The 22,698-nt window shown below is 39.4% G+C and carries 26 protein-coding genes and 1 rRNA gene; 1 reads left to right on the top strand and 26 read right to left on the bottom strand.

The window, feature by feature from the left end:
• Positions 1 to 100 precede the first annotated feature (100 nt).
• The 15 genes from E2K98_RS26220 to metG form a co-directional block, all read right to left on the bottom strand.
• On the bottom strand, positions 101 to 736 hold the full coding sequence (locus E2K98_RS26220) for a 50S ribosomal protein L25/general stress protein Ctc (protein ID WP_133339382.1): 636 nt from the start codon (positions 734 to 736) through the stop codon (positions 101 to 103).
• Positions 737 to 839: 103 nt separating this feature from the next.
• Positions 840 to 1,796: a ribose-phosphate diphosphokinase gene (locus E2K98_RS26215; protein WP_026574033.1), complete on the bottom strand. Its 957-nt coding sequence runs from the start codon at positions 1,794 to 1,796 to the stop codon at positions 840 to 842.
• 22 nt (positions 1,797 to 1,818) lie between these two features.
• A complete protein-coding gene (gene glmU / locus E2K98_RS26210) occupies positions 1,819 to 3,192 on the bottom strand; it encodes a bifunctional UDP-N-acetylglucosamine diphosphorylase/glucosamine-1-phosphate N-acetyltransferase GlmU (RefSeq protein ID WP_133339380.1) in 1,374 nt (457 codons plus the stop codon).
• Positions 3,193 to 3,389: 197 nt separating this feature from the next.
• A complete protein-coding gene (spoVG, locus tag E2K98_RS26205) occupies positions 3,390 to 3,680 on the bottom strand; it encodes a septation regulator SpoVG (protein WP_026574035.1) in 291 nt (96 codons plus the stop codon).
• A gap of 196 nt (positions 3,681 to 3,876) precedes the next feature.
• Complete coding sequence (locus tag E2K98_RS26200) at positions 3,877 to 4,251, bottom strand: RidA family protein (RefSeq protein ID WP_133339378.1); 375 nt, start codon at positions 4,249 to 4,251, stop codon at positions 3,877 to 3,879.
• Positions 4,252 to 4,268: 17 nt separating this feature from the next.
• Complete coding sequence (gene purR / locus E2K98_RS26195) at positions 4,269 to 5,090, bottom strand: pur operon repressor (protein ID WP_026574037.1); 822 nt, start codon at positions 5,088 to 5,090, stop codon at positions 4,269 to 4,271.
• 255 nt (positions 5,091 to 5,345) lie between these two features.
• A complete protein-coding gene (gene ispE, locus E2K98_RS26190) occupies positions 5,346 to 6,218 on the bottom strand; it encodes a 4-(cytidine 5'-diphospho)-2-C-methyl-D-erythritol kinase (RefSeq protein ID WP_133339376.1) in 873 nt (290 codons plus the stop codon).
• A 214-nt stretch (positions 6,219 to 6,432) separates the two neighbouring features.
• The gene (locus E2K98_RS26185) at positions 6,433 to 6,609 is read right to left on the bottom strand and encodes a small, acid-soluble spore protein, alpha/beta type (RefSeq protein WP_026574039.1); all 177 of its coding nucleotides are present in this window, start codon (positions 6,607 to 6,609) and stop codon (positions 6,433 to 6,435) included.
• A gap of 143 nt (positions 6,610 to 6,752) precedes the next feature.
• On the bottom strand, positions 6,753 to 7,013 hold the full coding sequence (gene veg, locus E2K98_RS26180) for a biofilm formation stimulator Veg (RefSeq protein WP_026574040.1): 261 nt from the start codon (positions 7,011 to 7,013) through the stop codon (positions 6,753 to 6,755).
• A 208-nt stretch (positions 7,014 to 7,221) separates the two neighbouring features.
• Positions 7,222 to 8,100 carry a sporulation peptidase YabG gene (gene yabG, locus E2K98_RS26175; RefSeq protein ID WP_133339374.1) on the bottom strand — a complete coding sequence of 293 codons (879 nt, stop codon included), beginning with the start codon at positions 8,098 to 8,100 and terminating at the stop codon, positions 7,222 to 7,224.
• 147 nt (positions 8,101 to 8,247) lie between these two features.
• Complete coding sequence (gene rsmA / locus E2K98_RS26170) at positions 8,248 to 9,126, bottom strand: 16S rRNA (adenine(1518)-N(6)/adenine(1519)-N(6))-dimethyltransferase RsmA (RefSeq protein ID WP_133339372.1); 879 nt, start codon at positions 9,124 to 9,126, stop codon at positions 8,248 to 8,250.
• Positions 9,119 to 9,679, bottom strand: coding sequence for a ribonuclease M5 (gene rnmV / locus E2K98_RS26165; protein WP_133339370.1), 561 nt, complete (start codon positions 9,677 to 9,679; stop codon positions 9,119 to 9,121). The genes rsmA and rnmV overlap by 8 nt, the downstream gene beginning before the upstream one ends.
• 217 nt (positions 9,680 to 9,896) lie before the next feature.
• Positions 9,897 to 11,078, bottom strand: a complete 1,182-nt coding sequence (locus E2K98_RS26160) for a G5 and 3D domain-containing protein (RefSeq protein WP_133339420.1) — start codon at positions 11,076 to 11,078, stop codon at positions 9,897 to 9,899.
• A gap of 237 nt (positions 11,079 to 11,315) precedes the next feature.
• A complete protein-coding gene (locus tag E2K98_RS26155) occupies positions 11,316 to 12,083 on the bottom strand; it encodes a TatD family hydrolase (RefSeq protein WP_133339368.1) in 768 nt (255 codons plus the stop codon).
• A 114-nt stretch (positions 12,084 to 12,197) separates the two neighbouring features.
• Positions 12,198 to 14,156 carry a methionine--tRNA ligase gene (gene metG / locus E2K98_RS26150; protein ID WP_133339366.1) on the bottom strand — a complete coding sequence of 653 codons (1,959 nt, stop codon included), beginning with the start codon at positions 14,154 to 14,156 and terminating at the stop codon, positions 12,198 to 12,200.
• A gap of 483 nt (positions 14,157 to 14,639) precedes the next feature.
• Here metG and E2K98_RS26145 point away from each other — a divergent pair, with 483 nt between their 5' ends.
• Entirely contained in the window at positions 14,640 to 14,924 is a 285-nt protein-coding gene (locus E2K98_RS26145) for an AbrB/MazE/SpoVT family DNA-binding domain-containing protein (protein WP_133339364.1), read from the top strand.
• A gap of 42 nt (positions 14,925 to 14,966) precedes the next feature.
• On the opposite strand, the gene rsmI is transcribed toward E2K98_RS26145, so the two are convergent.
• The 11 genes from rsmI to rrf form a co-directional block, all read right to left on the bottom strand.
• Complete coding sequence (gene rsmI / locus E2K98_RS26140; RefSeq protein ID WP_133339362.1) at positions 14,967 to 15,842, bottom strand: 16S rRNA (cytidine(1402)-2'-O)-methyltransferase; 876 nt, start codon at positions 15,840 to 15,842, stop codon at positions 14,967 to 14,969.
• Positions 15,820 to 16,107, bottom strand: a complete 288-nt coding sequence (locus E2K98_RS26135) for a GIY-YIG nuclease family protein (protein ID WP_133339360.1) — start codon at positions 16,105 to 16,107, stop codon at positions 15,820 to 15,822. The genes rsmI and E2K98_RS26135 overlap by 23 nt, the downstream gene beginning before the upstream one ends.
• Complete coding sequence (locus E2K98_RS26130; protein WP_133339358.1) at positions 16,094 to 16,837, bottom strand: tRNA1(Val) (adenine(37)-N6)-methyltransferase; 744 nt, start codon at positions 16,835 to 16,837, stop codon at positions 16,094 to 16,096. The genes E2K98_RS26135 and E2K98_RS26130 overlap by 14 nt, the downstream gene beginning before the upstream one ends.
• Before the next feature lie 53 nt (positions 16,838 to 16,890).
• Positions 16,891 to 17,259: a DNA replication initiation control protein YabA gene (yabA, locus tag E2K98_RS26125; protein WP_026574051.1), complete on the bottom strand. Its 369-nt coding sequence runs from the start codon at positions 17,257 to 17,259 to the stop codon at positions 16,891 to 16,893.
• A gap of 13 nt (positions 17,260 to 17,272) precedes the next feature.
• Positions 17,273 to 18,100 carry a PSP1 domain-containing protein gene (locus E2K98_RS26120; protein WP_133339356.1) on the bottom strand — a complete coding sequence of 276 codons (828 nt, stop codon included), beginning with the start codon at positions 18,098 to 18,100 and terminating at the stop codon, positions 17,273 to 17,275.
• On the bottom strand, positions 18,093 to 19,100 hold the full coding sequence (gene holB, locus E2K98_RS26115) for a DNA polymerase III subunit delta' (RefSeq protein WP_133339354.1): 1,008 nt from the start codon (positions 19,098 to 19,100) through the stop codon (positions 18,093 to 18,095). The genes E2K98_RS26120 and holB overlap by 8 nt, the downstream gene beginning before the upstream one ends.
• A gap of 228 nt (positions 19,101 to 19,328) precedes the next feature.
• Positions 19,329 to 19,658, bottom strand: coding sequence for a cyclic-di-AMP receptor (locus tag E2K98_RS26110; RefSeq protein ID WP_026574054.1), 330 nt, complete (start codon positions 19,656 to 19,658; stop codon positions 19,329 to 19,331).
• 124 nt (positions 19,659 to 19,782) lie between these two features.
• The gene (gene tmk / locus E2K98_RS26105; RefSeq protein WP_133339352.1) at positions 19,783 to 20,412 is read right to left on the bottom strand and encodes a dTMP kinase; all 630 of its coding nucleotides are present in this window, start codon (positions 20,410 to 20,412) and stop codon (positions 19,783 to 19,785) included.
• Positions 20,413 to 20,435: 23 nt separating this feature from the next.
• On the bottom strand, positions 20,436 to 21,863 hold the full coding sequence (locus E2K98_RS26100) for an aminotransferase class I/II-fold pyridoxal phosphate-dependent enzyme (RefSeq protein WP_133339350.1): 1,428 nt from the start codon (positions 21,861 to 21,863) through the stop codon (positions 20,436 to 20,438).
• Positions 21,864 to 21,959: 96 nt separating this feature from the next.
• The gene (locus E2K98_RS26095; RefSeq protein ID WP_197031408.1) at positions 21,960 to 22,178 is read right to left on the bottom strand and encodes a sigma factor G inhibitor Gin; all 219 of its coding nucleotides are present in this window, start codon (positions 22,176 to 22,178) and stop codon (positions 21,960 to 21,962) included.
• Positions 22,179 to 22,453: 275 nt separating this feature from the next.
• Positions 22,454 to 22,570 (bottom strand): 5S ribosomal RNA (gene rrf, locus E2K98_RS26090).
• Between the last annotated feature and the right edge of the window lie 128 nt (positions 22,571 to 22,698).

The following is a 22,698-nucleotide window of genomic DNA, read 5'->3' as shown; positions in this document are numbered from 1 at the left end:
CTTCTAAAAACTTTTCGAAGCATAAATTCCTCACCATTATTTTCGCTATAATTAAGAACTGCAAAAGACGTAACCTTTGTTTAGGTTACGTCTATTACTATTAGTCTCCAATTGGTTCTGTTTCTCTTCCTTCTTCTTGATCTGGATGACCGCCATCTTGCTGTTCACCTGCATTAATTTCTTCTTCCTGTTTAGGAGGAAGAATCGAGGCAACCACTTCTTCCGCATCATGATTAATCGAAAATGACCCTTGATAGAGGATATCTGCAATGGTTACATTTTCACCAACCTGCAGGTTCGTAACATCTACTTCAATCTGAGCCGGAATATTGTCAGGAGTAGATGTGATTGACAATTCATGGACTGGCTGCTGTAGAACCCCGCCGTCTTTCACACCTGCGGCCTCACCGGTAAGTACAAGTCTGACCGATACATTGATTTTTGAAGACTTATCAACTGCTAAAAAATCAACATGTGTAATTTCCTTTTTAATACAATCCTCTTGATAATCCTTTAAGACAACATCATGCTGATTTCCACTGATATCAAGAGAAAAGACACCATTCCTGCCTACAGAACGAATGGTTTTCGTTAAATCAGCAGAACTAATATAAACAGGCTTACTTTCAACCTTTGCACCATAAATAACAGCTGGAATGTTTCCAGTGTCCCGAATTTTCTTTAAAGCAGAATGACGGAATTGATTGCGTTCTTTTGCTTGTAAAACAGTACTCATTGAAAAGTCACCTTCCTATTTAAGTTCACTTTATAAAATTACCCCAAAACAGGAAGGTCTAAACATTTTAATTCAGCTAAATTCGGGTGGTTCCTTGCACGGTTTAATCAAATAATGTACTTACGGACTGTTCCTCATGTACACGGATAATAGCTTCACCGATTAGTGGTGCAACAGAAAGATTAATAATTTTATCAATCTTTTTCTCTTCCGGAAGTTCAATTGAGTTCGTAACAACTAATTCTTTAATTTTTGAATTTTGAATTCTTTCAATGGCTGGACCACTCAATACAGGGTGTGTACAGGAGGCATAAACCTCTAAAGCACCGTTTTCCACTAATGCATTTGCAGCAAGTGTAATGGTTCCAGCTGTATCAATAATATCATCAATGAGAATAGCTACCTTTCCATCAATGTTACCCACAATATTCATAACCTCGGCAACATTTGGACGCGGACGGCGTTTATCAATAATCGCGATTGGAGCTTTTAGGCGCTCCGCCATTTTTCTAGCTCGTGTTACCCCGCCATGGTCTGGGGATACAACGACAAGATCACCGTCTAGTGCTTTGTTCTTAAAGTATTCTGATAAAATTGGCACACCCATAAGGTGGTCAATTGGAATATCAAAGAACCCTTGAATTTGCGGTGCGTGCAAATCAAGACAAATCACACGGGTAGCTCCTGCTGTTTCAAGCAAATTTGCTACTAATTTTGCAGTAATTGGCTCACGGGCACGTGCTTTACGATCTTGACGAGCATAACCATAATAAGGCATAACAATATTAATCGTTTTTGCAGATGCTCTTTTTAATGCGTCAATCATAATTAATAATTCCATGAGATTCTCATTAATCGGATTGCTCGTTGACTGGATTACGTACACATCACATCCGCGGATACTTTCTTCAATATTAATTTGAATTTCCCCGTCACTAAATCTTGTTACTGAGCACTTTCCAAGCTCTACACCGATTACTTTTGCAATTTCTCTTGCCAAGGGAAGATTAGAATTTAAACTGAATACCTTTAAATTTGGATCTAAATATTGATTTGACATGATGGTCCTCCATTATTTTTGCTTATTTTTTCAAATTAAGCTTTTGAACGTAGTTTTCCTTATTTACTTGCTTCGCACGGGCAATGGACAATGCCTCCCCAGGTACATCCATGGTGATGGTAGAACCTGCAGCAACATATGCACCCTTCCCAACTGTAACAGGAGCAACAAGATTTGAATTACAGCCAACAAAGACATCATCTTCTATTTTGGTTAAATATTTATTTTTACCATCATAGTTAACCGTGATGGAACCACAGCCGATGTTTACATTATTACCCACTTCTGCATCTCCGATATAACTTAAATGAGAGGCTTTGCTTCCCTTACCAAATACAGCTTTCTTAATTTCAACGAAGTTTCCAATCTTCACTTCATCTTGAATGGCTGAATCAGGCCGAATATGGGCAAACGGCCCAATATTGACATTTGCGCCAATTGAACTTTTATTAGCAGTAGATTGACGGATAACTGTTCCATTCCCGATTTCACAAGTATCAATCTCAGAATGCGGGCCAATTTGGCAATCAGAACCAATGATCGTTCTACCCTTCAGGATGGTCCCCGGATAAATCACAGTATCCTGGCCAATTTGTACATCTGTCTCAATATAGGTGTTATCGGGATCGATGAGTGTTACACCATTCCTCATATGTTCTTCATTAATCCGGTTTCGCATAATTCGCTCTGCAGTGCTAAGAGCGATTCTGTCATTCACGCCAATCGTTTCTTCAAACTTATCCGTTTGGAAAGCGGTAACAATTTCACCTTGTTCCTTTAGAATCTCGATAACATCCGGTAAATAGTATTCCCCTTGAACATTATCATTTGAGACCTTTGTTAATGCCTCAAAAAGAGCTTCATTGTCGAAACAATATGTTCCAGTATTAATTTCCTTAATGGCCCGCTCTGCATCTGTGGCATCTTTGTGTTCAACGATTTTTTCAACCAATCCGCTTTCGTTTCGAATGATCCGGCCATAGCCTGTTGGGTCTTCAATCCTCGCAGTCAGAATGGTTGCCTTTGCAGCTAGTTCTTGATGATGGTTAAATAAGGCTTCCATCGTTTCTGCGCGAATTAATGGAGTATCACCGCAGACAACAATGGTTGTTCCTTTTTTACCAGCGAGCATTTCTTGAGCTTGAATGACCGCATGTGCTGTTCCAAGCTGTTGTTCTTGAAGAGCATAAAGGCTTTTATCGCCTATTTGGGCTTTTACCATTTCTGCTCCATGCCCGATAATCGTGACCATTTCTTCTATATCCAGCTTTGTTATTTGATCCACCACATGCTGAACCATTGGTTTTCCACAAACCTGGTGCAACACTTTATAGAGCTTTGATTTCATCCGCGTTCCTTGTCCAGCGGCTAAAATCACAGCATAACGATTAGACATGAACATGCCTCCAATTTACCTTTTTATCCATTAAAAATATTAACGCAAATTGCTTGCCTTTTCAAGGAATGTTCCGAAAGTGTCTTAATTTGTTATTTGGAGTGCTGCTTAGAGGACTGATAGAGGGGGCAATTAGCGAAGAATCTAAAAAATAAAAAGAGCCTTACGTGGAAGAAAGGCCCTAGTTGTCAAAATCCTTAGGAAGCTCCGGCTTCTTCAAATTCAATTTCCAATTCACCTAAGCGGTGGTACTCTGCCAAAACAGCTTCTTGGATTTTTCCGCGTGTTCCTGAATTGATTGGATGCGCAATGTCACGAAATTCTCCGTCTGGAGTACGTTTACTTGGCATAGCTACAAATAAACCGTTGTTTCCATCGATAACACGGATGTCATGAACAACAAACTCATTGTCTAATGTGATTGATGCAATCGCTCTCATTCTTCCATCCGTATTAACGCGGCGTAATCTTACGTCAGTTACTTCCATGTGCTCACACCCTTTTCTTCTAGATAAAAAGCTAGATTAATAAATTCAACAGAAATCTTGGTTTTCCTTCTTTAATTTTAAAATTTTTTAGAAAAATTAGGGCAAAAAAGTGAACTTCTGTAAAAAACGGTAATTTTCTTACATTTTAAGACAAAATAATAAATATTTTCCTCCGTACAAATAAAAAAGCACTCGTCTATTTCACGAGCGCTACTACTTCGATCTCAACTAATACATCTTTAGGTAATCTGGCTACTTCGACACATGAGCGTGCAGGTTTATGCGTGTGGAAGTACTCTCCATACACTTCATTAAGCTGTGCAAATTCTTCCATATTTTTAATAAAAACAGTGGCTTTTACAACTGTCTCTAATGATGCACCAGCAGCTTCTAGTACTGCTTGTAAATTTTTAAATACCTGGTGGGTTTGTACCTTAATATCTCCTTCAGCCAAAGTACCTTCCGCTGTTAGTGGAATTTGACCAGAGCTGTAGAACAAATTATTGACAACAATACCTTGAGAATATGGACCAATTGCTGCTGGGGCTTGATTTGTTTGAACGATTTCCATATGTAAAACCCTCCTATTTATTCAAGTGTAAAATAGTTACCTTCTTTAACATTAATCTTTTTTTCCTTTAAATCAACATCCGATAATTGAACAAGAGATAAATAGTTATCAACCAGGCGCTCTTCAATTTTTTCCGCTTCAACTAAAACAGCAATCCCGGCTACTGTAGCATTAAATTCCTCTAATAAACTAATCATGCCGATAACTGTTCCGCCAGCTTTCATGAAATCATCGACAATCAAGACCCGGGAGCCTTCTGTTAGGCTTCTCTTGGAAAGAACCATTGTTTGAATTCTTTTGGTTGAACCAGAGACATAATTAATGCTTACCGTCGGTCCCTCCGTCACTTTGCTGTCCCTTCTGACAATTACAACAGGAGCATTTAATTGACTTGCCACTGCATAGGCAAGCGGAATCCCTTTTGTTGCCACAGTCATGATGACATCTATTTTAGCTTCAGAATAAGCAGAAGCAATAATCCTTCCTGCTTTTTGTACAATTTGAGGGTCCCCCAAGATATCCGTCAAATATAAATAGCCTCCAGGCAATAACCGATCAGGAGTAGCGATTAATTCACAAAGTTCTTGAACAAAAGGCCTCGCATTTTCTTTACTTATTTGCACTAAGAATTTAACGCCTCCAGCTGCACCAGGTACCGTCTGCAAGGTTCCAAATCCTTTTTGCTCAAATGTTTCTTTGACTATCGCTAAATCTTCACTAATAGATGATTTTGCTGATTCATAACGATCGGCGAAAAATGTCAGCGGCACGAGCTGGCGAGGATGGTCCAGTAAATAATTCGTCATATCAATCAACCGTTCACTTCGACGAAACTTCATAATAACCTCCAAAAGACGAAAATTCTAATTAAAATATATCACTAACGTACGCATTTAATCAAGAAAAGCGTAAGCGCCTTGTTCAGCCCCGACAAGGCTTTAGGTCCTGGCGGTGAAGTCGTTCTTTGACTTCATCGACATGCAAGCATCACTGAATTTTCTTCCTTGCAGGCATGCGACGAGGTGAACAGTACTACCTTGAATAAGCTTTGCCGCAGGAGCAGGATAGCAACCTCGAGGGGCAGGACGCTTGCGCTAGACATCAAGGAAGTGGCGTTCTCCTAACATCCTCACTGCAAAAACCTGGTCACAAAATCCTCTTAAGCCGTTATAGATTCTATGCATTCTCGAATCATGCTGAACTAAGCCAAAAACCGTCGGCCCACTGCCACTCATTAGTACAGCATCAGCACCAAAGCGCTTCATTTGATCCTTGATGAGGGCTACCTCCGGATGCAGGTTTAATGTAACATCTTCTAAAACGTTCCCAACGTTTTGACAAACCTGCTGATAATCATTATTTTTTATTGCGTCAACCATTCCATTTGTGTTTGGGTGCTTCATTCCATTTAAGTCAAGGCGACGATAGACCTCTGCTGTCGATACACCAATAAAGGGTTTCGCTAAAATCACCCAGCATGTGGGAGGAGCCGGGAGATCGGTGATAAATTCTCCTCTACCCTTCGCTATGGCTGTTCCTCCATATACACAGAAGGAAACATCTGACCCAATTTCAGACCCGAGTTCAGCCAACTCATCTAGTGTTAGTCCAAGCCCCCATATCTTATTTAAACCTCTTAATGTTGCGGCTGCATCACTGCTGCCGCCGGCAAGGCCTGCAGCAACTGGGATTGTCTTTTCAATGGAGATCACAACCCCTTTTTTGACCTGAAAACGGTCCTTTAACAGCTGCGCAGCCTGATAGGCTAAATTTCGCTGGTCATCCGGAACGTAACGGTTATGGGAAAGAATATGTATTTTATCTTGATTTAATAAACTTAGCTCAACTCGATCGGCCAAATCAATTGTTGTCATAATCATTTCAACTTCATGATATCCATCAGGACGTTTGTACAAAACATCTAATGATAAATTAATCTTGGCCGGTGCTTTTACTAAAAGCTTCACAACGTCCACCTACTTTAAAAATTGACAGTTCCATATTTTGTCCTATTTTACCACAAAACGGCCAATGTAAGACGTGATAGATAAATAATCCTATCAAATATAACATTTTAACAAAGAATAGTGCAGAAATGAAAGGCCAGGGGGTTTATTCCCTGGCCTGACCGTGGTGAATCTATCGGTTTAAACTGACTTCAGAAAGATATCGATCTCTTGGTTAACGTTTGTTCAACAACTGTTGCTCAGCAAGCTCTATGGCACGCTTTACCATATTCCCTGCGTCACGGGCTTTAATCCCGCCCCAGCCTTCTTTTTGAACCACATCATAAAAGCCAAGCTCTTTAGCGAGCTCCTCTTTAAATTGACCGGACATGACACCTCTTCTTCTGCCCATCTAAACAACCCCTTTCTTCACACACGGTATTTATAGTATGTATGAATTTAATCTTTTCATGTTATCTATAATCATCCATGTCGATTTTTGAAGAAAGCAAAAAGCAGTAAACAACCGTTTACCGCCCAAACATTGCTTATATGTTAGCTTAAAGCTAAGTGTCCTGATGCATCTTCAAAGGTGATTTGAACGGTTTCAGTCAATACATCTGCATAGCTGTATGAAACACGCTCAAAAGCATTCTCATCTTGATCCAACTCAATGACAAATACTGAAGGGTATGTTTCCGCTAAAACACCGGAGCGCTCAATCGTTTTTCTGCGTCCTCCGTTTGCCTTAAGTAACAATCTTTTCCCTAAATTTGAGTCAAGAGCCTTTTTAATATCGGCTAAGGTTTTTGGCATTCGGTCCACCTCACTATGTAAAAGTATACCACGCGTATAACATTTTGTCAAACAAAATATAAAATTATATCAGTCCGATAAAAAGATTGTCAATATTTTTTCTTCTACTTTTTCTTCTAAATTTCAACATTTCTATGGTTACCTTAACTTCCCTTAAATATGTATCAATCATAAAAAAAAAGCCCCTTTGAGTAAAAAAGGCTTTCAATTATTCCTCAGGAACCGGATTATACGGCATTCCAGTCCGTAAAACTCCCCTTGTTTCGATTCCTCCTAATCCTTTTTCGCCCGTCAATGTATTTCTTAATACATCCCAAACATTTATCCGTTCCATAAAGGGAGTAAAGCTAATTTTAGCTACGATATATACAGGGTCGAGTGCATGGATATTGATCCTTGATGGTGAACTTGCAAAATTGGCTCCTGCATGAATGAGCGATTCAAAATGGGATTGGCAGGCACCGGCGAAAATCACCAATTGATCCAAATGCGGTACTTTTCGGCGGGCTTCCCGAACGGTTTGGACAAAATGTTTAGAATGACGGTATGCATTGATATCGGTCATTTTTCCTTTTGCTTTTGAATAGGCATCATGTCCTGTGATGACAAGGATGTCGGGACGGTAATAATCAATTAATTGACCGATTTTTTCGGGCATTTCTTTTTCATTACAATGTATACCTGTGACAGGTATTCCGATTTTGTCGTATAAGTCCATACATTTCTTCAAGTAATTTGGGTCTCCATCTAAATGAAGGACCTTACCGGGAATTTGGAAGTAATTAAATGATTTGACATACCCGTCTGTTGCTTCATATTCCTGTCTGTGCTTCAATAAATCAACATCTTGTGTAAAAAGCCGGTACGATTGTTCCTCCAGGGTTCGAAATTCCTGTGTCATCCTCATTCTGTCTGTTTGGTTAATTGGAATTAAATCGTAATAGGGTGCATCTGCAATTAAGCGAAAGTCTTCACCGTAGAGGATGGCGATCTTTTGACCGTTGATTTCCCGAATATCTATAATTCGGAAGAGAATATCGCAATTATGTGATTGTCTGCCGACAACATCCATTAATTTTAAATCCATTGCTGTCACTCCAATAAGACCAGCAAATAAGGCCTTTCAAATAAAGTTCCTTTCATAGGCTATGCAGAATACGGAAGATTTGTGACGGAATGGGGGTAAGGCTTGAAACACCCTTCTAAACCAAAAAAAGACCCCCTAAGAGGTCTTCTACTTGAAATATGGATATAATGCATCACTGAGCCTTCCGAACTCCTCTAGGGAGAGTGTTTCCCCTCTTCTGGTCGGATCAACCCCGCATCCGCCTAAAGCTTCGAGGATTTGTTCCTTTTTCTGCTTGCCATCCGGCAGCTGGCTAGTTAAATTATTCAACAATGTCTTTCTTCTCTGGGCAAAGCTTGCCCTTGTTACTTGAAAAAAGAAACCTTCATCTTTCACCGTAACCGCAGGAGTAGTCCGCCTCGTCAGCCTGATCACAGCTGAATCGACATTAGGCTGAGGAACAAACACAGTTTTCGGAACAATCATTACCGTTTCGGCTTCCGTATAGTACTGAACAGCTATTGAAAGTGACCCGTAATCCTTTGTACCTGGAGAAGCTGAAATTCGGTCCGCCACTTCCTTTTGGAGCATGACAACAATTCCGCGAATCGGCAGATGCTCCTCGAGGATCTTCATAATAATCGGAGTTGTTACGTAATAAGGTAAATTTGCAACCACCATCAAATCATCAATAGTTTGAAACTCATCCTTAATGACCTCCTTAACATCTGCTTTTAAAACATCCTGATGAATCACCTTTACGTTGGAATAAGGGTCAAGAGTATCTTTTAAAATAGGCAGCAAGCGCTGATCAATTTCAAAGGCAACTACCTTATTACTGCTGCGGGCAAGCTGCTCGGTTAAGGCACCAATCCCCGGTCCGATTTCAATGGTACCCGTATCTTCTGTAATATTGGCAAATTCAACGATTTTTTTTAATATGTTTGTATCAATCAAAAAGTTTTGCCCTAGGCTTTTCTTAAACGAAAAACCGTATTTCTCCAATATAGCCCTTGTTCTAACAGGGGTCGCGATATCTTTATTCATTTTGTTCCTCCTGAAGCACGACTGAAAGTGCCTGTGCGAATTCCTGCTTACTGATTTGAAACATCATTAAGCGTTTATGTAACTGTTTTCCATTTGTATAGCCAATTTTTAAAAGCATCCCCAGCTTGATTCGGCGTTCCTTCGACCCTTCACCGCCAATTAGACCTGCTGTGACTAAATCCTCTTGGGAGATTTCTTCGACAATCGTTTCACGCATCATTTGGGCATCCTTTAAAGCCTCAACAATTGCCTCCGGATGGGCATGTTCCACTCCAACCCCTTTCCCATTCTTGGCAATTGCCACTTCCTTTGGTAAAAAGGCATGTTTGCACCCCGATACCTTTTCTGTAATGGTCTTTCTAATTTTTTCGCCGGGAAAATCCGGGTCGGTAAAAATAATAACCCCTCTCGTTTCTTGGGCACGTCTTACCTTCTCAATTGTTGCCTGATTTACTGCTGAACCGTTTGTTTCAATTGTATCTGCATCTACAGCCCTTTTAATGGCGGTCGTATCATCCTTGCCCTCTACCACAATAATTTCTTTAATCTTCATTATTTCCTCCAAAAAACATAAAAAATAAAAAATTGAAAAAAACTTGAAACATTTTTGTAATGTCCATCGTCTATATAAATGAAAAACATCATACATTAGAATAAGAATCTATAAATGGTTCAGATGGTGCCCTAAAAGGCGCTTACGCTTTCCTTAGTATAAAGAAATTTAGGAAAAAAGCAAAATGCAGAGGAAGGAATCCTCTGCACAAAAAAGCTTAATTTAGGACTTTAATTTTCACCTTCCGAACACCCCAGCGAAACGCCTGCGATCTGGATGGAAAGAAAACATCTATTTTGTAACCATTAATAGCTGAGCCAGTATCAGCTGCTACAGCATAGCCATAGCCTTCCACAAAAACCTTTGTTCCAAGCGGAATGATATTCGGATCAACAGCAATTACTTTTACATTTGGATTGGCCCGAAGATTAATCCCTGTAGCCGTCCTTCCCGAACAGCCGTTACAATCTGCTGTATATGCAGTTGTACTCACATAGAACTCTTTACCGGTATCACGCTCACCACGGGAAACTTGTAAATCCAACTCTTTCGTTCCGACAGCCACAATCTTATCCTGTTTCTCTTTAAGCTTCTGCTCATTAATTAGTTCTCTCGAAACTTCTTTGCCATTTTCATAGAAAACTTCATATTCTCTTGAAACAAGTCCTTTCTGGCCTTCCTTGACAGTCTTTTCTTTACCTTTAGCGAGGCTCTCATCTTTTTTTGTTATTACAGCAAAATGAACTGGTTCTTCCACTACATCGGTGACTTTTTCTACTCGAATAACGTGAATCACATTATTCTTTTTGACTGTCGCAGTTAATGACGGTTCAACTCGGTCTAATGATTTTAGCTTAATCCCCTGTTGTGTTAAAAAGTCAGCGACCGTAGTCGAAGTGGACCATACTTTCTTCTTCTTTCCACCATCTACATATGTAAGATGAAAGGCAGCCTTAATATTAATTTTCATCTTGTTTCTAATCTGTTTCTGTGGATTTGGAAAAACTTGATCATGTTCCTTAATCGAAAATTTCTGATTCCTTAGAAGCTCAGCAACCGTATCGGCTGTTGTCCATACCGTTTTCTTCTCGTTGTCTTTCACAATAGTAACCTGTTTTGCTTGTTTCCAGACAATCTTTTGATCGTCTTTTACATTGCTATTTGTAGACGGAAACAAGTAGTCTTGAGAGCGAATCTTTAACCCTAGCTCGTCGAATACTTCTTTGACGGTATCTGCATGTGTTTTTACGATTCTTTCTTGGCCATTAAGCGTCATTGCCACTGTTTTCTTCGACCCCTCAAACACAAGGAAACTAAGAGCACCGGCAAAAACTAATAAACTAGTGAATACAATGGGCCATTTCTTCTTGCTCACAGACCTGGAAATCAGGTTTTTCATGTTTTTGAATACGATGAAAAACGCCTCCTTCTTGTTGGAGTAAATAATAAGAACCACGCTGTCGGCTGTCAACCCTTGCATTCCTGTGAACGTATTTCTAATTATGCATAATGTTGGATGGAATGCAAAGGAAAACTTATCGACATGGTAATCCTATTCCTGAAAGGAGACGTGTAGAACTTTTTGTTTTTCGAAAAAATTCGGACAAGTTTCTCGGTACTACGACAGCATTTTCTGTCAGTTTATGCCGAATAATTTTTTTGCATTTTTGGTGGTTGTATTAGCTACTTCTTCTAGGGTTATGCCTTTTATTTCGGCAATTTGCTCAGCGACCAGCTTCACATACCCCGGTTCATTTCTTTTTCCGCGATAAGGATGGGGTGCTAAATATGGGCAATCGGTTTCAATTAACAGTTTATCTAAAGGAATTTCAGCAGCCACTTCTTTTGGCCTTTTTGCGTTTTTAAAAGTGACCGGACCTCCAAGTGAAATATAAAAGTTCATTTTCACACATTCCTTCGCAACCTCTGTGCTGCCGCTAAAACAATGCATGATGCCCCCGACTTCCTCTGCTCCCTCCTCTTTTAAGATTTCAACAATATCTGCCGTTGCTTCACGATTGTGAATGACAATTGGAAGCTTTACCTTTTTCGCTAGTCTGATTTGTTTGCGGAATACCTCTTTCTGGATGTCCTTAGGAGACTTATCCCAATGATAGTCCAGCCCCATTTCACCTATTGCCACAACCTTTGGATGTGCAGTTAAATCCTCGATCCATTGTAAGTCCTCTTCTGTCATATCAATGGCATCAACCGGGTGCCAGCCGACACAGGCATAGATAAAATCAAATGTATCAGCCAAAACCATTGCTTTTTCAATTGTTGGTCGATCAAAACCGACAACAACAAGATTGGATACTCCTGCTTCTTGTGCCCTTATAATAACCTCCTGCAAATCCTCGTTGTATTGTTCATCATTTAAATGTGCATGTGTGTCGAATAACATTTTAAAACTCCCTGTCATTAAAGGTTTAAAAACACCGAAATATCTCGAAAATTGTTTCACGTGAAACTTTTTTAAAGCAAAAGAGCCTGTTAAAGGCTCTTTTTGTATGAAACTTTATTTCACTTTTGATCCATTTGGCAATGTTTGGTCTACAGTAGCAAGTGATAATTGCCCGTCTTTTGAACCTGCCAAGATCATTCCTTGGGAAAGTTCACCGCGAAGTTTCACAGGCTTTAGGTTCGTAATGCAAATCACCTTTTGACCTACTAATTCCTCCGCCTTATAGTATTGAGCGATTCCTGAAACCACTTGGCGCTTTTCATACCCCAAATCAAGCTGCAGCTTTAGAAGTTTATCCGCCTTTTTAACTGGTTCCGCCTGAATAACCTCTGCCACCCGTAAATCAATTTTCATAAAATCATCAATGGCAATCTCAGCAAGTTCTTCTGGTTTTTCTTCTTTCTTTTCCTCTACAGCTGGTGTAGTGCCGCCTTGCATTTTTGTTTTAATAAACTCAACTTCCTCCGCAATCTCAAGCCGAGGGAAAAGTGGAGCATCTTTTTGAACCTTTGTTCCACTTGGAATTAAACCGAACTTTTCAAGGCTATCCCATGCCTTAAGTCCGACATCCGTAATCCCTAATTGATTAAAAATACCATTCGGAGTCCGGGTTAAAAATGGCTGAAGAAGAATCGCAGTTCTGCATAATGACTCAGCGAGGTGCACCATTACACTTGCAAGTTCACCTTTACGATTTTCATCCTTCGCTAGTGCCCACGGTTGTGTTTCATCAATATATTTATTCGTCCGGCTTACCAATTGCCAAATGGATGCTAAGGCAACTGAAAATTCCATTTTCTCCATAGCCTCTTCATATTTTGTTACTGTTTCCTGATTTACTTGAAGTAATGCCTCATCAAATTCACCAACAGATCCGGCATAATCAGGAATGACTCCTGCAAAATATTTTTCAATCATTGCAACGGTGCGGTTTAATAGATTTCCTAAATCATTCGCTAGGTCAAAATTAATTCTTTCGACAAATCCCTCAGGTGTGAAAACTCCGTCAGCACCAAATGGAACTTCCCTTAATAAGTAATAACGAAGTGCATCTAGCCCGTAGCGGTCAATTAAGGTTACAGGGTCTACTACATTTCCTTTTGACTTAGACATTTTCCCATCTTTCATTAAAAGCCATCCATGAGCAAAAACTTTCTTCGGAAGTGGAATATCCAGTGCCATTAACATAATGGGCCAATAAATCGTATGGAAACGGACAATTTCTTTACCGACTAGGTGTACATCTGCCGGCCAGTAATTTAAATATTTACTGTCATTGTCAGTTCCATAACCAAGTGCCGTAATATAATTGGATAAGGCATCAATCCAAACATAAATGACATGCTTCGGATCCCCTGGTACTTTTACTCCCCAATCAAACGTCGTTCTAGATACCGCTAAATCCTCTAAACCAGGTTTAATAAAGTTGTTAACCATTTCATTTTTTCGGGACTCTGGCTGAATAAAATCAGGATTTTCTTCATAGTATCGCAGAAGTCTGTCAACATATTTACCCATTCTGAAAAAGTATGACTCTTCTTTAACCTTTTCCACCGGTCGGCCACAGTCCGGACAGTTTCCATTCACTAGTTGACGGTCAGTAAAAAAGGATTCACAAGGTGTACAGTACCAGCCTTCGTATTGATCTAAATAGATATCTCCCTGCTCAAGCAGCCGAGCAAATATTTTTTCGACAATTTGCTTATGCCTCTCCTGTGTTGTCCGTATGAAATCATCATAAGAGATATCGAGTTTTTTCCATAGTTCTTGGATTCCTCCGACAATTTCATCCACATACGCTTGAGGCGTGATTCCCTTTTCTTCAGCTTTACGCTGAATTTTTTGACCATGTTCATCTGTTCCCGTTAAGTACATGACATCATAACCGCGCATCCGCTTATAGCGTGCCATTGCATCACCCGCAACTGTGGTATACGCATGTCCAATATGTAAATTTCCGCTTGGATAATAAATTGGTGTTGTAATATAAAACGTTTTTAATTTTTCCTCCATCTTTACCCCTCCTATGATCGGCAAAACTTAAACTCTACTTAACCATTATTGCCCCATTTTTATCCTCTTATATCATCAAAATATACCGAAAAACTTTGTATTGTGCAACAAACCTATAACTAGAGAAAATTTACTAATTACATTATCCCAAATGGCGGACGTAAAAGTCGAACTTTCTGCGAAGGTTATGAGGAATAAAAGTAGGTTTATATAGAAATTTGTAGAAATTTGTCGAATTATAAGAGCTGAAATTATGATTTGTGATCAGCATCAAAATAAAAGTGAAAACCAAAAAACTGAATATTAATTCAGGCAAAACCTTGTTATATCAACCTTTTTACAACATGAAAAAATTCCCTTTTATTTATTTAATAAAATAATTGACGAATATGGGAATGGCTGGTATTATTGAGTTGTGAAAATATTGTCGAATAATGGCGAAGAAAAAATAGAGATAAACAAGTTGAGAGGAGATTATAACACATGAAATCTACAGGAATTGTTCGTAAAGTTGATGAATTAGGACGCGTAGTTATTCCAATCGAATTAAGACGTACATTAGGTATTGCAGAAAAGGATGCTCTCGAAATCTATGTGGATGACGATCGCATTATCCTTAAGAAATACAAGCCAAACATGACTTGCCAAGTAACAGGGGAAGTTTCTGATGATAACTTAGCACTTGCCGGCGGTAAATTAATTCTTAGCCGTGAAGGTGCAGAAGTATTATTAAAAGAAATCCAAGACTCTTTTGAATTAGTAAAATAAATTGACGAAAGCTCCAGACAATATAGTCTGGAGCTTTTTTAATTAATGCTCAATATGATACGCCTGGTACACTTCTCGTTTATTCACTCCGCGATCCTTTGCTGTTTGTTTAATGGCCTCTTTGGATGGTATATTTTTTAGCGTGATGTAGTGATTCACATGTTCCTCAATCGTTAAATCCTCCCACCAGCTGCTTGTTTCTTCATCAACTCGGTTCCCGCCTTCTACTATTAAACAAAATTCACCGCGGACTTCCTCTTGATTTGACCATTCCACCGCCTCTTGAATACTGCCTCTGATAAATTCTTCATACCTTTTTGTTAATTCTCTGCATAAGGAAATTTTTCGATCGCCGAGGATTTCCAGCATAATGGACAGGGTTTCTTTTAAACGGTGTGGTGATTCATAGAAAATCATTGTTGCTTCCTGATGTTTCAAGCTTTCTAATTCCTTGCGTTTGTCCTTCTTATTACGATTTAAAAAACCATAAAAATAGAAGGGCTGGGTTACAAGTCCGGAAGCAATCAAGGAAGTGAGTGCTGCATTTGCACCGGGTAATGGAACAACCGTTAACTCCTCGGCGATTGCCGCCGTAACGAGCTCATAGCCAGGGTCGGAGATAGTGGGCATTCCTGCATCGCTAACAAGAGCAATTTTTAAGCCGTCCTTTACCTTCAAAATCAACTTCTCCCCACTCGTCTCCTTATTATGCTCGTGATAACTTACCACAGGGGTCGTAATTTCAAAGTAATTACATAGTTTTTTTGTATTTCGGGTATCTTCAGCAGCAATTAAGTCCGCTTCTTTTAAAATTCTAATTGCCCGAACGCTCATGTCTTCCAGATTTCCGATAGGGGTTGGAACGAGATAAAGAATCCCCTTTTGCTCCTCGTTTTCAAAACTCTTCTGCTGCCACATCATTACCACCCGTTTCCCTAGTTAAAAACTCCAATTTCTTCTTTCTCGTTAACTGTTTAAATTGATACTCTGCTTTTAGGGCATCAGTCTTATTGTCATAGGTTTTGAAAAATGTTAATGATAACGGTCCTCTTCCTCGGGTATATTTTGCCCCTTTCCCATCATTATGGAGCTTTAGCCGCCGGTCAAGATTAATTGTATATCCTCCGTAGAAGCTTCCATCCCCGCATGTTAATACATAAAAGAAGTGATTATTTTTCTCCATATAAAATCCCTCTTATTTCAGGAGTATATTCATTGTCTTCATTATAGACAATGATCGGAGGTAATATCTTCAAGTCTGGGCTTCCATCCTTTATGGCTTCTACTAATAAAGTATTGGCCTCTTTTCCTATCTTCGGATACACAAACTGAATCCTTTTTGGCTCAAGACGATATTTACGCATTAAAGAAATGATATCCAATAATCGACCTGGCCGGTGAACAAATGCCACCTTCCCTCCCTGCCTTACTAACTGACTTGAAACGCTGATTGCATCCTCTAACGTGCAATGGATTTCATGGCGGGCAATGGCCAAGTGCTCATTTAAATTAATTTCACCCGTTGATGGAGTTACAAAATAAGGTGGATTGCAGGTAACCACATCAAAATTCCCATGGCCCAAAAGCTTTGGCATGTTCTTAATGTCACCGTGAATCATTTTTAGCCGGTCCTGCAGTCCATTATATTCAATACTTCTTACTGCCATATCGTATAACCGTTCCTGGATTTCCACTCCGGTAATCGTGCCTTTTGTTCTTACGCTTAAAAATAAAGGAATTACGCCATTCCCGCTGCAAAGGTCTACTAAGTTCCCCTTTTGAATGGGGACATAGACAAACCGTGCCAGCAAAACGGCATCGAGCGAAAAGGCAAAGACAGAGGGACTCTGAATAATTCGTAAGTCCTCTGCTAATAAATAATCAAGCCGTTCATCATCTTTTAAAAAAACCAAATATATCACCTGACTTATAAAAATAGCCTTCCTTTTGGAAGGAAGGCCGATTCTTATTTTTTATTTAGAAAAGAAAGGCAGAACAAGCAATCCCCTTCCTTACGTAAGCTCCCAAAATGAAGATTGCAAATATGAAACCCTTCATGGTAAAGACGAGCAAGGTTATCATATCCTTCACCAATATCAAAGGGTTTATCACTCGGTTGTACTTGAGCTGCCCCTTTTTTCGTGGTGACATCCTTCTTTTCCTTTTCCGTGGTCACATCTAAACGGCGCCTTAGATGCTCATTTTCCAGCTTTAAATAATGATTTTCTTCTATTATTTCAGCCAGATGCTGCTTTAATTCCCCCAGCTGTTGGTAAAGCTGGCCAATTTGTGTTTCCATATTACTAACTGAATCAAATATCTCTTTTTTATCCACGTATTCCACCTCGTTAATCTGTGGATTGTATCGAAAAGGCACCTTCTTTAATGATTTCATCCAAAGTATACTCGAGAACCCGATCGTGTTCCTTTAGCTCCACCTGAAGGACCCGCTCTAAGATATTTAATCCTACCACTTTTCCTTCTCCAAGAGGAGTAACAATGATTTCACCAATATCCGGCAACTGCTCCTTGGCTGATTCATATTCATCATTTTCATATTTTAAACAGCACATGAGCCTGCCGCATAGTCCAGATATTTTCGTTGGATTTAATGACAGATTTTGATCCTTCGCCATTTTAATCGAAACGGGATCAAAGTCACCGAGAAAGGTTGAACAGCAAAGCATTCTTCCGCAAGGCCCAATTCCACCCAGCATTTTTGCTTCATCGCGAACACCAATTTGCCTGAGTTCAATTCTCGTACGGAAAATCGCTGCTAAATCCTTTACGAGCTCCCGGAAATCAACTCTTCCGTCAGCGGTAAAATAAAAAATGATTTTGTTACGGTCAAATGTATATTCAACATCCACTAGTTTCATATCCAGCTGATGTTCATTGACTTTATCATTACATGTTTCGTATGCTTCCTGTGCTGCCTGTTTGTTTTCCTCAACAATCATTCGATCCTTTTGATCAGCAATTCTTACTACCTTTTTAAGCGGAAGAACGACATCGTGTTCCTCTACTGTTTTTCTGGCAATAACCGCTTTGCCATATTCGACACCACGAACCGTTTCAACAATCACAAAGTCATCCTTCTGAACCTGCAGCTCTCCAGGATCAAAATAATAGATTTTCCCCGCTTTTTTAAATCGTACTCCTACAACATCATACAAACGAAGATCCCTCCTGCAATTTTAGCACAAGCTGTTCCATCATAAGCTGAGGATTCATATTAGCCGCAAGCTTTTTCTTTGCTTCAAGAATAGCTGACATTTGATCGGTTAAGCGCCGCCTAGATGCTTGCAAGGCAAATTGTTTTAGCCGTTCACTATCTTCGAGATAAACAATCTGCTCCTGCTTGTCTAGCTGAATATATAGTAAATCTTTAAAAATAAGAAGTAATAGATCTAAACCACGATTAATCTGTTCTTTCTCTTTGAAGTGAGGAAACCAATCCCCTTGGAGCATAATCATCGCCTCCAATGGATTTTTTTTCAACACCTCATATAATTTTACCACGACTTTTTGGGCTTGTGCAAACCAATCATCGCCATTTAATGACAATGCGTCTTCCAGACTATTCGTTAATTGGGCAAGAAGTGGTGCCTTTATTGGATCAACACCATTTTCTATTAATTGTTCCACCATTGCATGTGGTGATAACGGCTGGAATGTTAATACCTGACACCTTGAAAGAATGGTAGGTAAGATTTTCTGTGGCTGCTCCGTTAGCAGGAAGGCTGTCGTTTGCGAACTTGGCTCCTCAAGGAACTTTAGCAAGCTATTGGAGGCACTGACGCTCATTTTATCAGCATGTGCCAGAATATAGACCTTTTTTAGGGATTCAACTCCCTTTTTTGAAAACTCCGCCTGGAGGTTTCTGATTTGCTCTACTTTAATGGATTGACCATCCGGTTCAACTATATGCACATCAGGGTGGTTGCCATGATTAATTCGCTTACAGTTTGAACAGGCTTCACATGGTTTATACCCACTCATCGGGGATTCACAAAAAAGAGCTTTTGTATATAAAAGTGCAATATCTTTTTTGCTTGTCCCCCTAATGCCTTCAAGTAGGTATGCATGGGCAACTCGGTGTTTCTGTATACTGTTTTTTATCATTTTTAATACAGTTGGCTGTACCACTTCCAGCTGATCCCATGTTTTAACCAAAATCATCACTCACTTCTATTATTTAGGCTCTGTTAAACCTGGTTGTTGATTTCCGCTCCAGGCACAAGCGGTTCGTGGGCGTTTCGGGGAGCCTCCTCGTCGCTTCGCTTCTGCGGGGTCTCCCCTGTCCCGTACTCCCACAGGAGTCTTCGTGCCTTCCGCTGCAATCAACTTTGTTTAAAAATCAACATTGTCCTTTAACTTAGCCATTATTTGAAACCTCTTCTATTAAAAATGCATAAATTGTTCAATTGGCAGAACGAAGACTGTTGCTCCTCCTACTTCTACCTCAACGGGATAGGGAACATAGGAGTCTGCGTTTCCACCCATGGGAGAAACCGGGGCTACTAACTGATCTCGGGCCCTGCAGTTGTCCTTAATAATTTGAAGAGCTCGATCAACACGAATATCTTCTGTACCAATCATAAACGTAGTATTGCCGGATTTTAAAAATCCACCTGTACTCGCAAGTTTAGTAGCGCGAAAATTATTCTCTACCAAAGCCTTTGATAACCGATTGCTATCTTGGTCCTGAACAACTGCAATGATTAGTTTCATTCGTTTCACCCTTTCAATTATCGATACCGACTTCCGTTTCTATAATTATAACAGGTATTATGTGTCTTTACATACTAGAAAAGGGATTGTTTTCTTTTTGAAAGATAGAAAAAAAGCCTTAAGTTCAAGGCTTTGTCTCTTCTAATTTATCCTTTATAATCTGAATTGTTTTTTGGAATACCTCATCTAGCGTTCCCGAAGCATCTATTTTAACAATCCTATCTGCAAAACGCTTCAAAATATGATAATACCCTTCCCTTACCTTTTGGTGAAATTCAAGATTTTCTAAATCTAAGCGATTAATTTCCCGTCCTTTATTTTTATTAATTCGCTTTAACCCTTCCTCAGGCTCAATATCAAAGTAAATCGTTAAATTAGGCATCATATTCTCGATGGCAAACTGGTTAATGTTCAGTACCTCATCTATTCCCAATCCTCGTGCATATCCTTGATATGCTAAAGAGCTATCAACAAACCGATCACAAAAGACCACTTTTCCTTCCTCTAATGCAGGCTTTACCTTTTCAATTAAATGTTGTCTTCTAGCAGCAGCATACAGCAAAGCTTCTGTCCGCGGATCCATAGCCGTATTTTCCTTATTCAGGATTACACTTCTAATTTGTTCTGCTATATCAATACCGCCAGGCTCTCTTGTCAGTATTGCACCCTCAAATTGCCTCGCAACCATACTAATGATGGTTGTCTTCCCTGCACCATCTGGGCCTTCAAATGTAATAAACATTCCATTCTTCATTTAATAAACCTCCAAAACCAATCTTAAGATGTCCTATATACGCTTATTAGACCATTTTGTAAAAAGCTTCCGCCCTGAAACCGTGCACCGCTCTCTATTAATTTCACAAGATTTTGTATTTGTCCGTCCGTAATTCGTTCCCCTTTTAGCAGCAGCGGAATACCTGGGGGATAGGGAATGATGGTTTCCGCAGACACTTGGTCAACTGAATCCAAGAGTGGGATTTTTCTTTCCTTCAAATCTTCCATTTTTCTATAAGGGATGGCCAGTCCCGAGATTTTTTTTTCAATCTTCTTAGTTTCTATATTTATCTCATTATCTGTAATACCCTCTAAAACTTTTTGAATTCTCCCCGCCGTTTCTTCAAAAGTATAGATTTGATTTTCCTTAAGCAAAGGGAGAATCATCAGTACGTTATATGGGTCTGCAAGTTCCGTAAAAATCCCCTGCTCCTCCAATTTGCTTTGAAGGTCAAATCCACTAAGATGGCTGGTAGACTGGATCGTTATTTTCAACGGGTCACCTAAATGATTCGGATAAGTTAAGACTTTTATACCCGAAATCTTTTTGAGTAATTCCTTAAATCGATTTCTTTCCTTTAAAAGATATAGTACATCCTCCTGTTGGTAGGAGGATAGATAATGCCTTGCTATATCTAATGACGCCATAATCGGATAGGATGGGCTGCTCGATTGAAGAATTTGCAAGTAATCTTTGACCCTATCCATTTCAATTCGATTTCCATTTACATGCAAATAAGATCCCATCGTCATAGCAGGAAGTGTTTTATGTGCAGATTGAACTACGATATCAGCCCCTAATTGTACAGCTGAAGGCGGAAAAGGACTGCCTACAATAAAATGAGGTCCATGTGCCTCATCTACTAATACAGGAATATTATGTATATGCGCATAGTTTATAATACTTTCTAAATCGTAAGCCATCCCGTAGTAATTAGGATAGGTTAAGATCAATGCACGAGCATTAGGATATAAATCAATTGCTTCCTTTACTGTTTGTAAATGAACACCTGAAGCAACTTTCCACTCATTATCTATCTCTGGTTCTAAAAAAATCGGATTTACCTTCGCTAACTGTAACCCATTTACTACCGATTTATGACAATTCCTTTGAACAAGCACACAATCATTTTCGCTGCAAGCCGCCATGACCATCGCCAAATTTCCAACTGTCGATCCATTAATAAGAAAAAAACTGCTTCTGGTTTGATATAAATCTTGCAGAAGCTGTTCAGCCTCCAAAATGGCTCCCTCAGGTGAATGCAAATCATCTAATCCTGAGAGTTCTGTCGCATCGAGCTTAAGGATTTGCTCGAAATAATCCTTTGCGATTGTTCCATATTTGTGCCCCGGTACATGAAAGGAAATTGGACTTTTGTTGATGTGTTCTACTAATGCTTGATAAAGTGGGATTTTTTGTTGGTTTTTCATTTACGTTACATCCTTAAAAGAGTCTTATCTATTTTATCAAAAGATTGATTTCTTTCCCATTTGTTTGCAAAAAAATAAAGTCCTAAAAGGACTTGGCTAAGAAAATATCTCCGGTGTAGTGATCTTTTTTAGTTGTTTTAAAAAGTATTTATATTTTGGGTCACTGGTTTCTGTATTAATTAAGTCTTTTTCACATTCCATGCAGATAAATGACGTGTATAGATGTATACCTTTCGGTTTTAGCTGATCACAAATAACACATGTTTCCTCATGATATTTTTGTGCAAAAATTGAACTCAATTTGTCCACCTCCATACACCCATTCTTCCCTAAATAAGCAATTGTATACAATTTTTTGAATAGTCTTTTTCAGGGGTTCCTGTTTCTTAGTTTATGCCCTCTTTCGGAATTGGGTGTATGTCTATACACGATTTCTTTTCAAATACTTCGTACTTTTTTGGAGTTTTTTACTTTAGCCGGGTTTACCTTCTGATTTTGGGCATCTACATTCCATATCCATACCCTTTGCCCCAGTACTCTCTTAATTCCAATGCAAAAAGGACAAACCTTATCAGGTTGTCCTTCATTATGCCTGGCAACGTCCTACTCTCACAGGGGGACAGCCCCCAACTACCATCGGCGCTGAGAAGCTTAACTTCCGTGTTCGGTATGGGAACGGGTGTGACCTTCTCGCCATTATTGCCAGACTATTAAGTTTGAGGTATCATTCCCTCAAAACTAGATAATACAGAAGAAGTTTTTAGTAAAAACGAGTTCACCTTCATATAATACATATGACTTGGTTAAGTCCTCGATCGATTAGTATCAGTCAGCT

The sequence above is a fragment of the Bacillus salipaludis genome (assembly GCF_004358205.1).
The sequence above is the reverse complement of the archived record's forward strand: the minus strand, read 5'-3'. Positions and strand labels throughout refer to the sequence as shown.

Bases quoted from the DNA above. Each gene is read 5' to 3' on its own strand.
- E2K98_RS26220 (WP_133339382.1), bottom strand. From the start codon at position 736: ATGAGTACTGTTTTACAAGCAAAAGAACGCAATCAATTCCGTCATTCT.
- E2K98_RS26215 (WP_026574033.1), bottom strand. From the start codon at position 1,796: ATGTCAAATCAATATTTAGATCCAAATTTAAAGGTATTCAGTTTAAAT.
- glmU (WP_133339380.1), bottom strand. From the start codon at position 3,192: ATGTCTAATCGTTATGCTGTGATTTTAGCCGCTGGACAAGGAACGCGG.
- spoVG (WP_026574035.1), bottom strand. From the start codon at position 3,680: ATGGAAGTAACTGACGTAAGATTACGCCGCGTTAATACGGATGGAAGA.
- E2K98_RS26200 (WP_133339378.1), bottom strand. From the start codon at position 4,251: ATGGAAATCGTTCAAACAAATCAAGCCCCAGCAGCAATTGGTCCATAT.
- purR (WP_026574037.1), bottom strand. From the start codon at position 5,090: ATGAAGTTTCGTCGAAGTGAACGGTTGATTGATATGACGAATTATTTA.
- E2K98_RS26185 (WP_026574039.1), bottom strand. From the start codon at position 6,609: ATGGGCAGAAGAAGAGGTGTCATGTCCGGTCAATTTAAAGAGGAGCTC.
- veg (WP_026574040.1), bottom strand. From the start codon at position 7,013: ATGCCAAAAACCTTAGCCGATATTAAAAAGGCTCTTGACTCAAATTTA.
- yabG (WP_133339374.1), bottom strand. From the start codon at position 8,100: ATGGATTTAAAATTAATGGATGTTGTCGGCAGACAATCACATAATTGC.
- rsmA (WP_133339372.1), bottom strand. From the start codon at position 9,126: ATGAATAAAGATATCGCGACCCCTGTTAGAACAAGGGCTATATTGGAG.
- rnmV (WP_133339370.1), bottom strand. From the start codon at position 9,679: ATGAAGATTAAAGAAATTATTGTGGTAGAGGGCAAGGATGATACGACC.
- E2K98_RS26160 (WP_133339420.1), bottom strand. From the start codon at position 11,078: ATGAAAAACCTGATTTCCAGGTCTGTGAGCAAGAAGAAATGGCCCATT.
- E2K98_RS26155 (WP_133339368.1), bottom strand. From the start codon at position 12,083: ATGTTATTCGACACACATGCACATTTAAATGATGAACAATACAACGAG.
- metG (WP_133339366.1), bottom strand. From the start codon at position 14,156: ATGGAGGAAAAATTAAAAACGTTTTATATTACAACACCAATTTATTAT.
- E2K98_RS26145 (WP_133339364.1), top strand. From the start codon at position 14,640: ATGAAATCTACAGGAATTGTTCGTAAAGTTGATGAATTAGGACGCGTA.
- rsmI (WP_133339362.1), bottom strand. From the start codon at position 15,842: ATGTGGCAGCAGAAGAGTTTTGAAAACGAGGAGCAAAAGGGGATTCTT.
- E2K98_RS26135 (WP_133339360.1), bottom strand. From the start codon at position 16,107: ATGGAGAAAAATAATCACTTCTTTTATGTATTAACATGCGGGGATGGA.
- E2K98_RS26110 (WP_026574054.1), bottom strand. From the start codon at position 19,658: ATGAAACTAATCATTGCAGTTGTTCAGGACCAAGATAGCAATCGGTTA.
- tmk (WP_133339352.1), bottom strand. From the start codon at position 20,412: ATGAAGAATGGAATGTTTATTACATTTGAAGGCCCAGATGGTGCAGGG.
- E2K98_RS26100 (WP_133339350.1), bottom strand. From the start codon at position 21,863: ATGAAAAACCAACAAAAAATCCCACTTTATCAAGCATTAGTAGAACAC.
- E2K98_RS26095 (WP_197031408.1), bottom strand. From the start codon at position 22,178: ATGGAGGTGGACAAATTGAGTTCAATTTTTGCACAAAAATATCATGAG.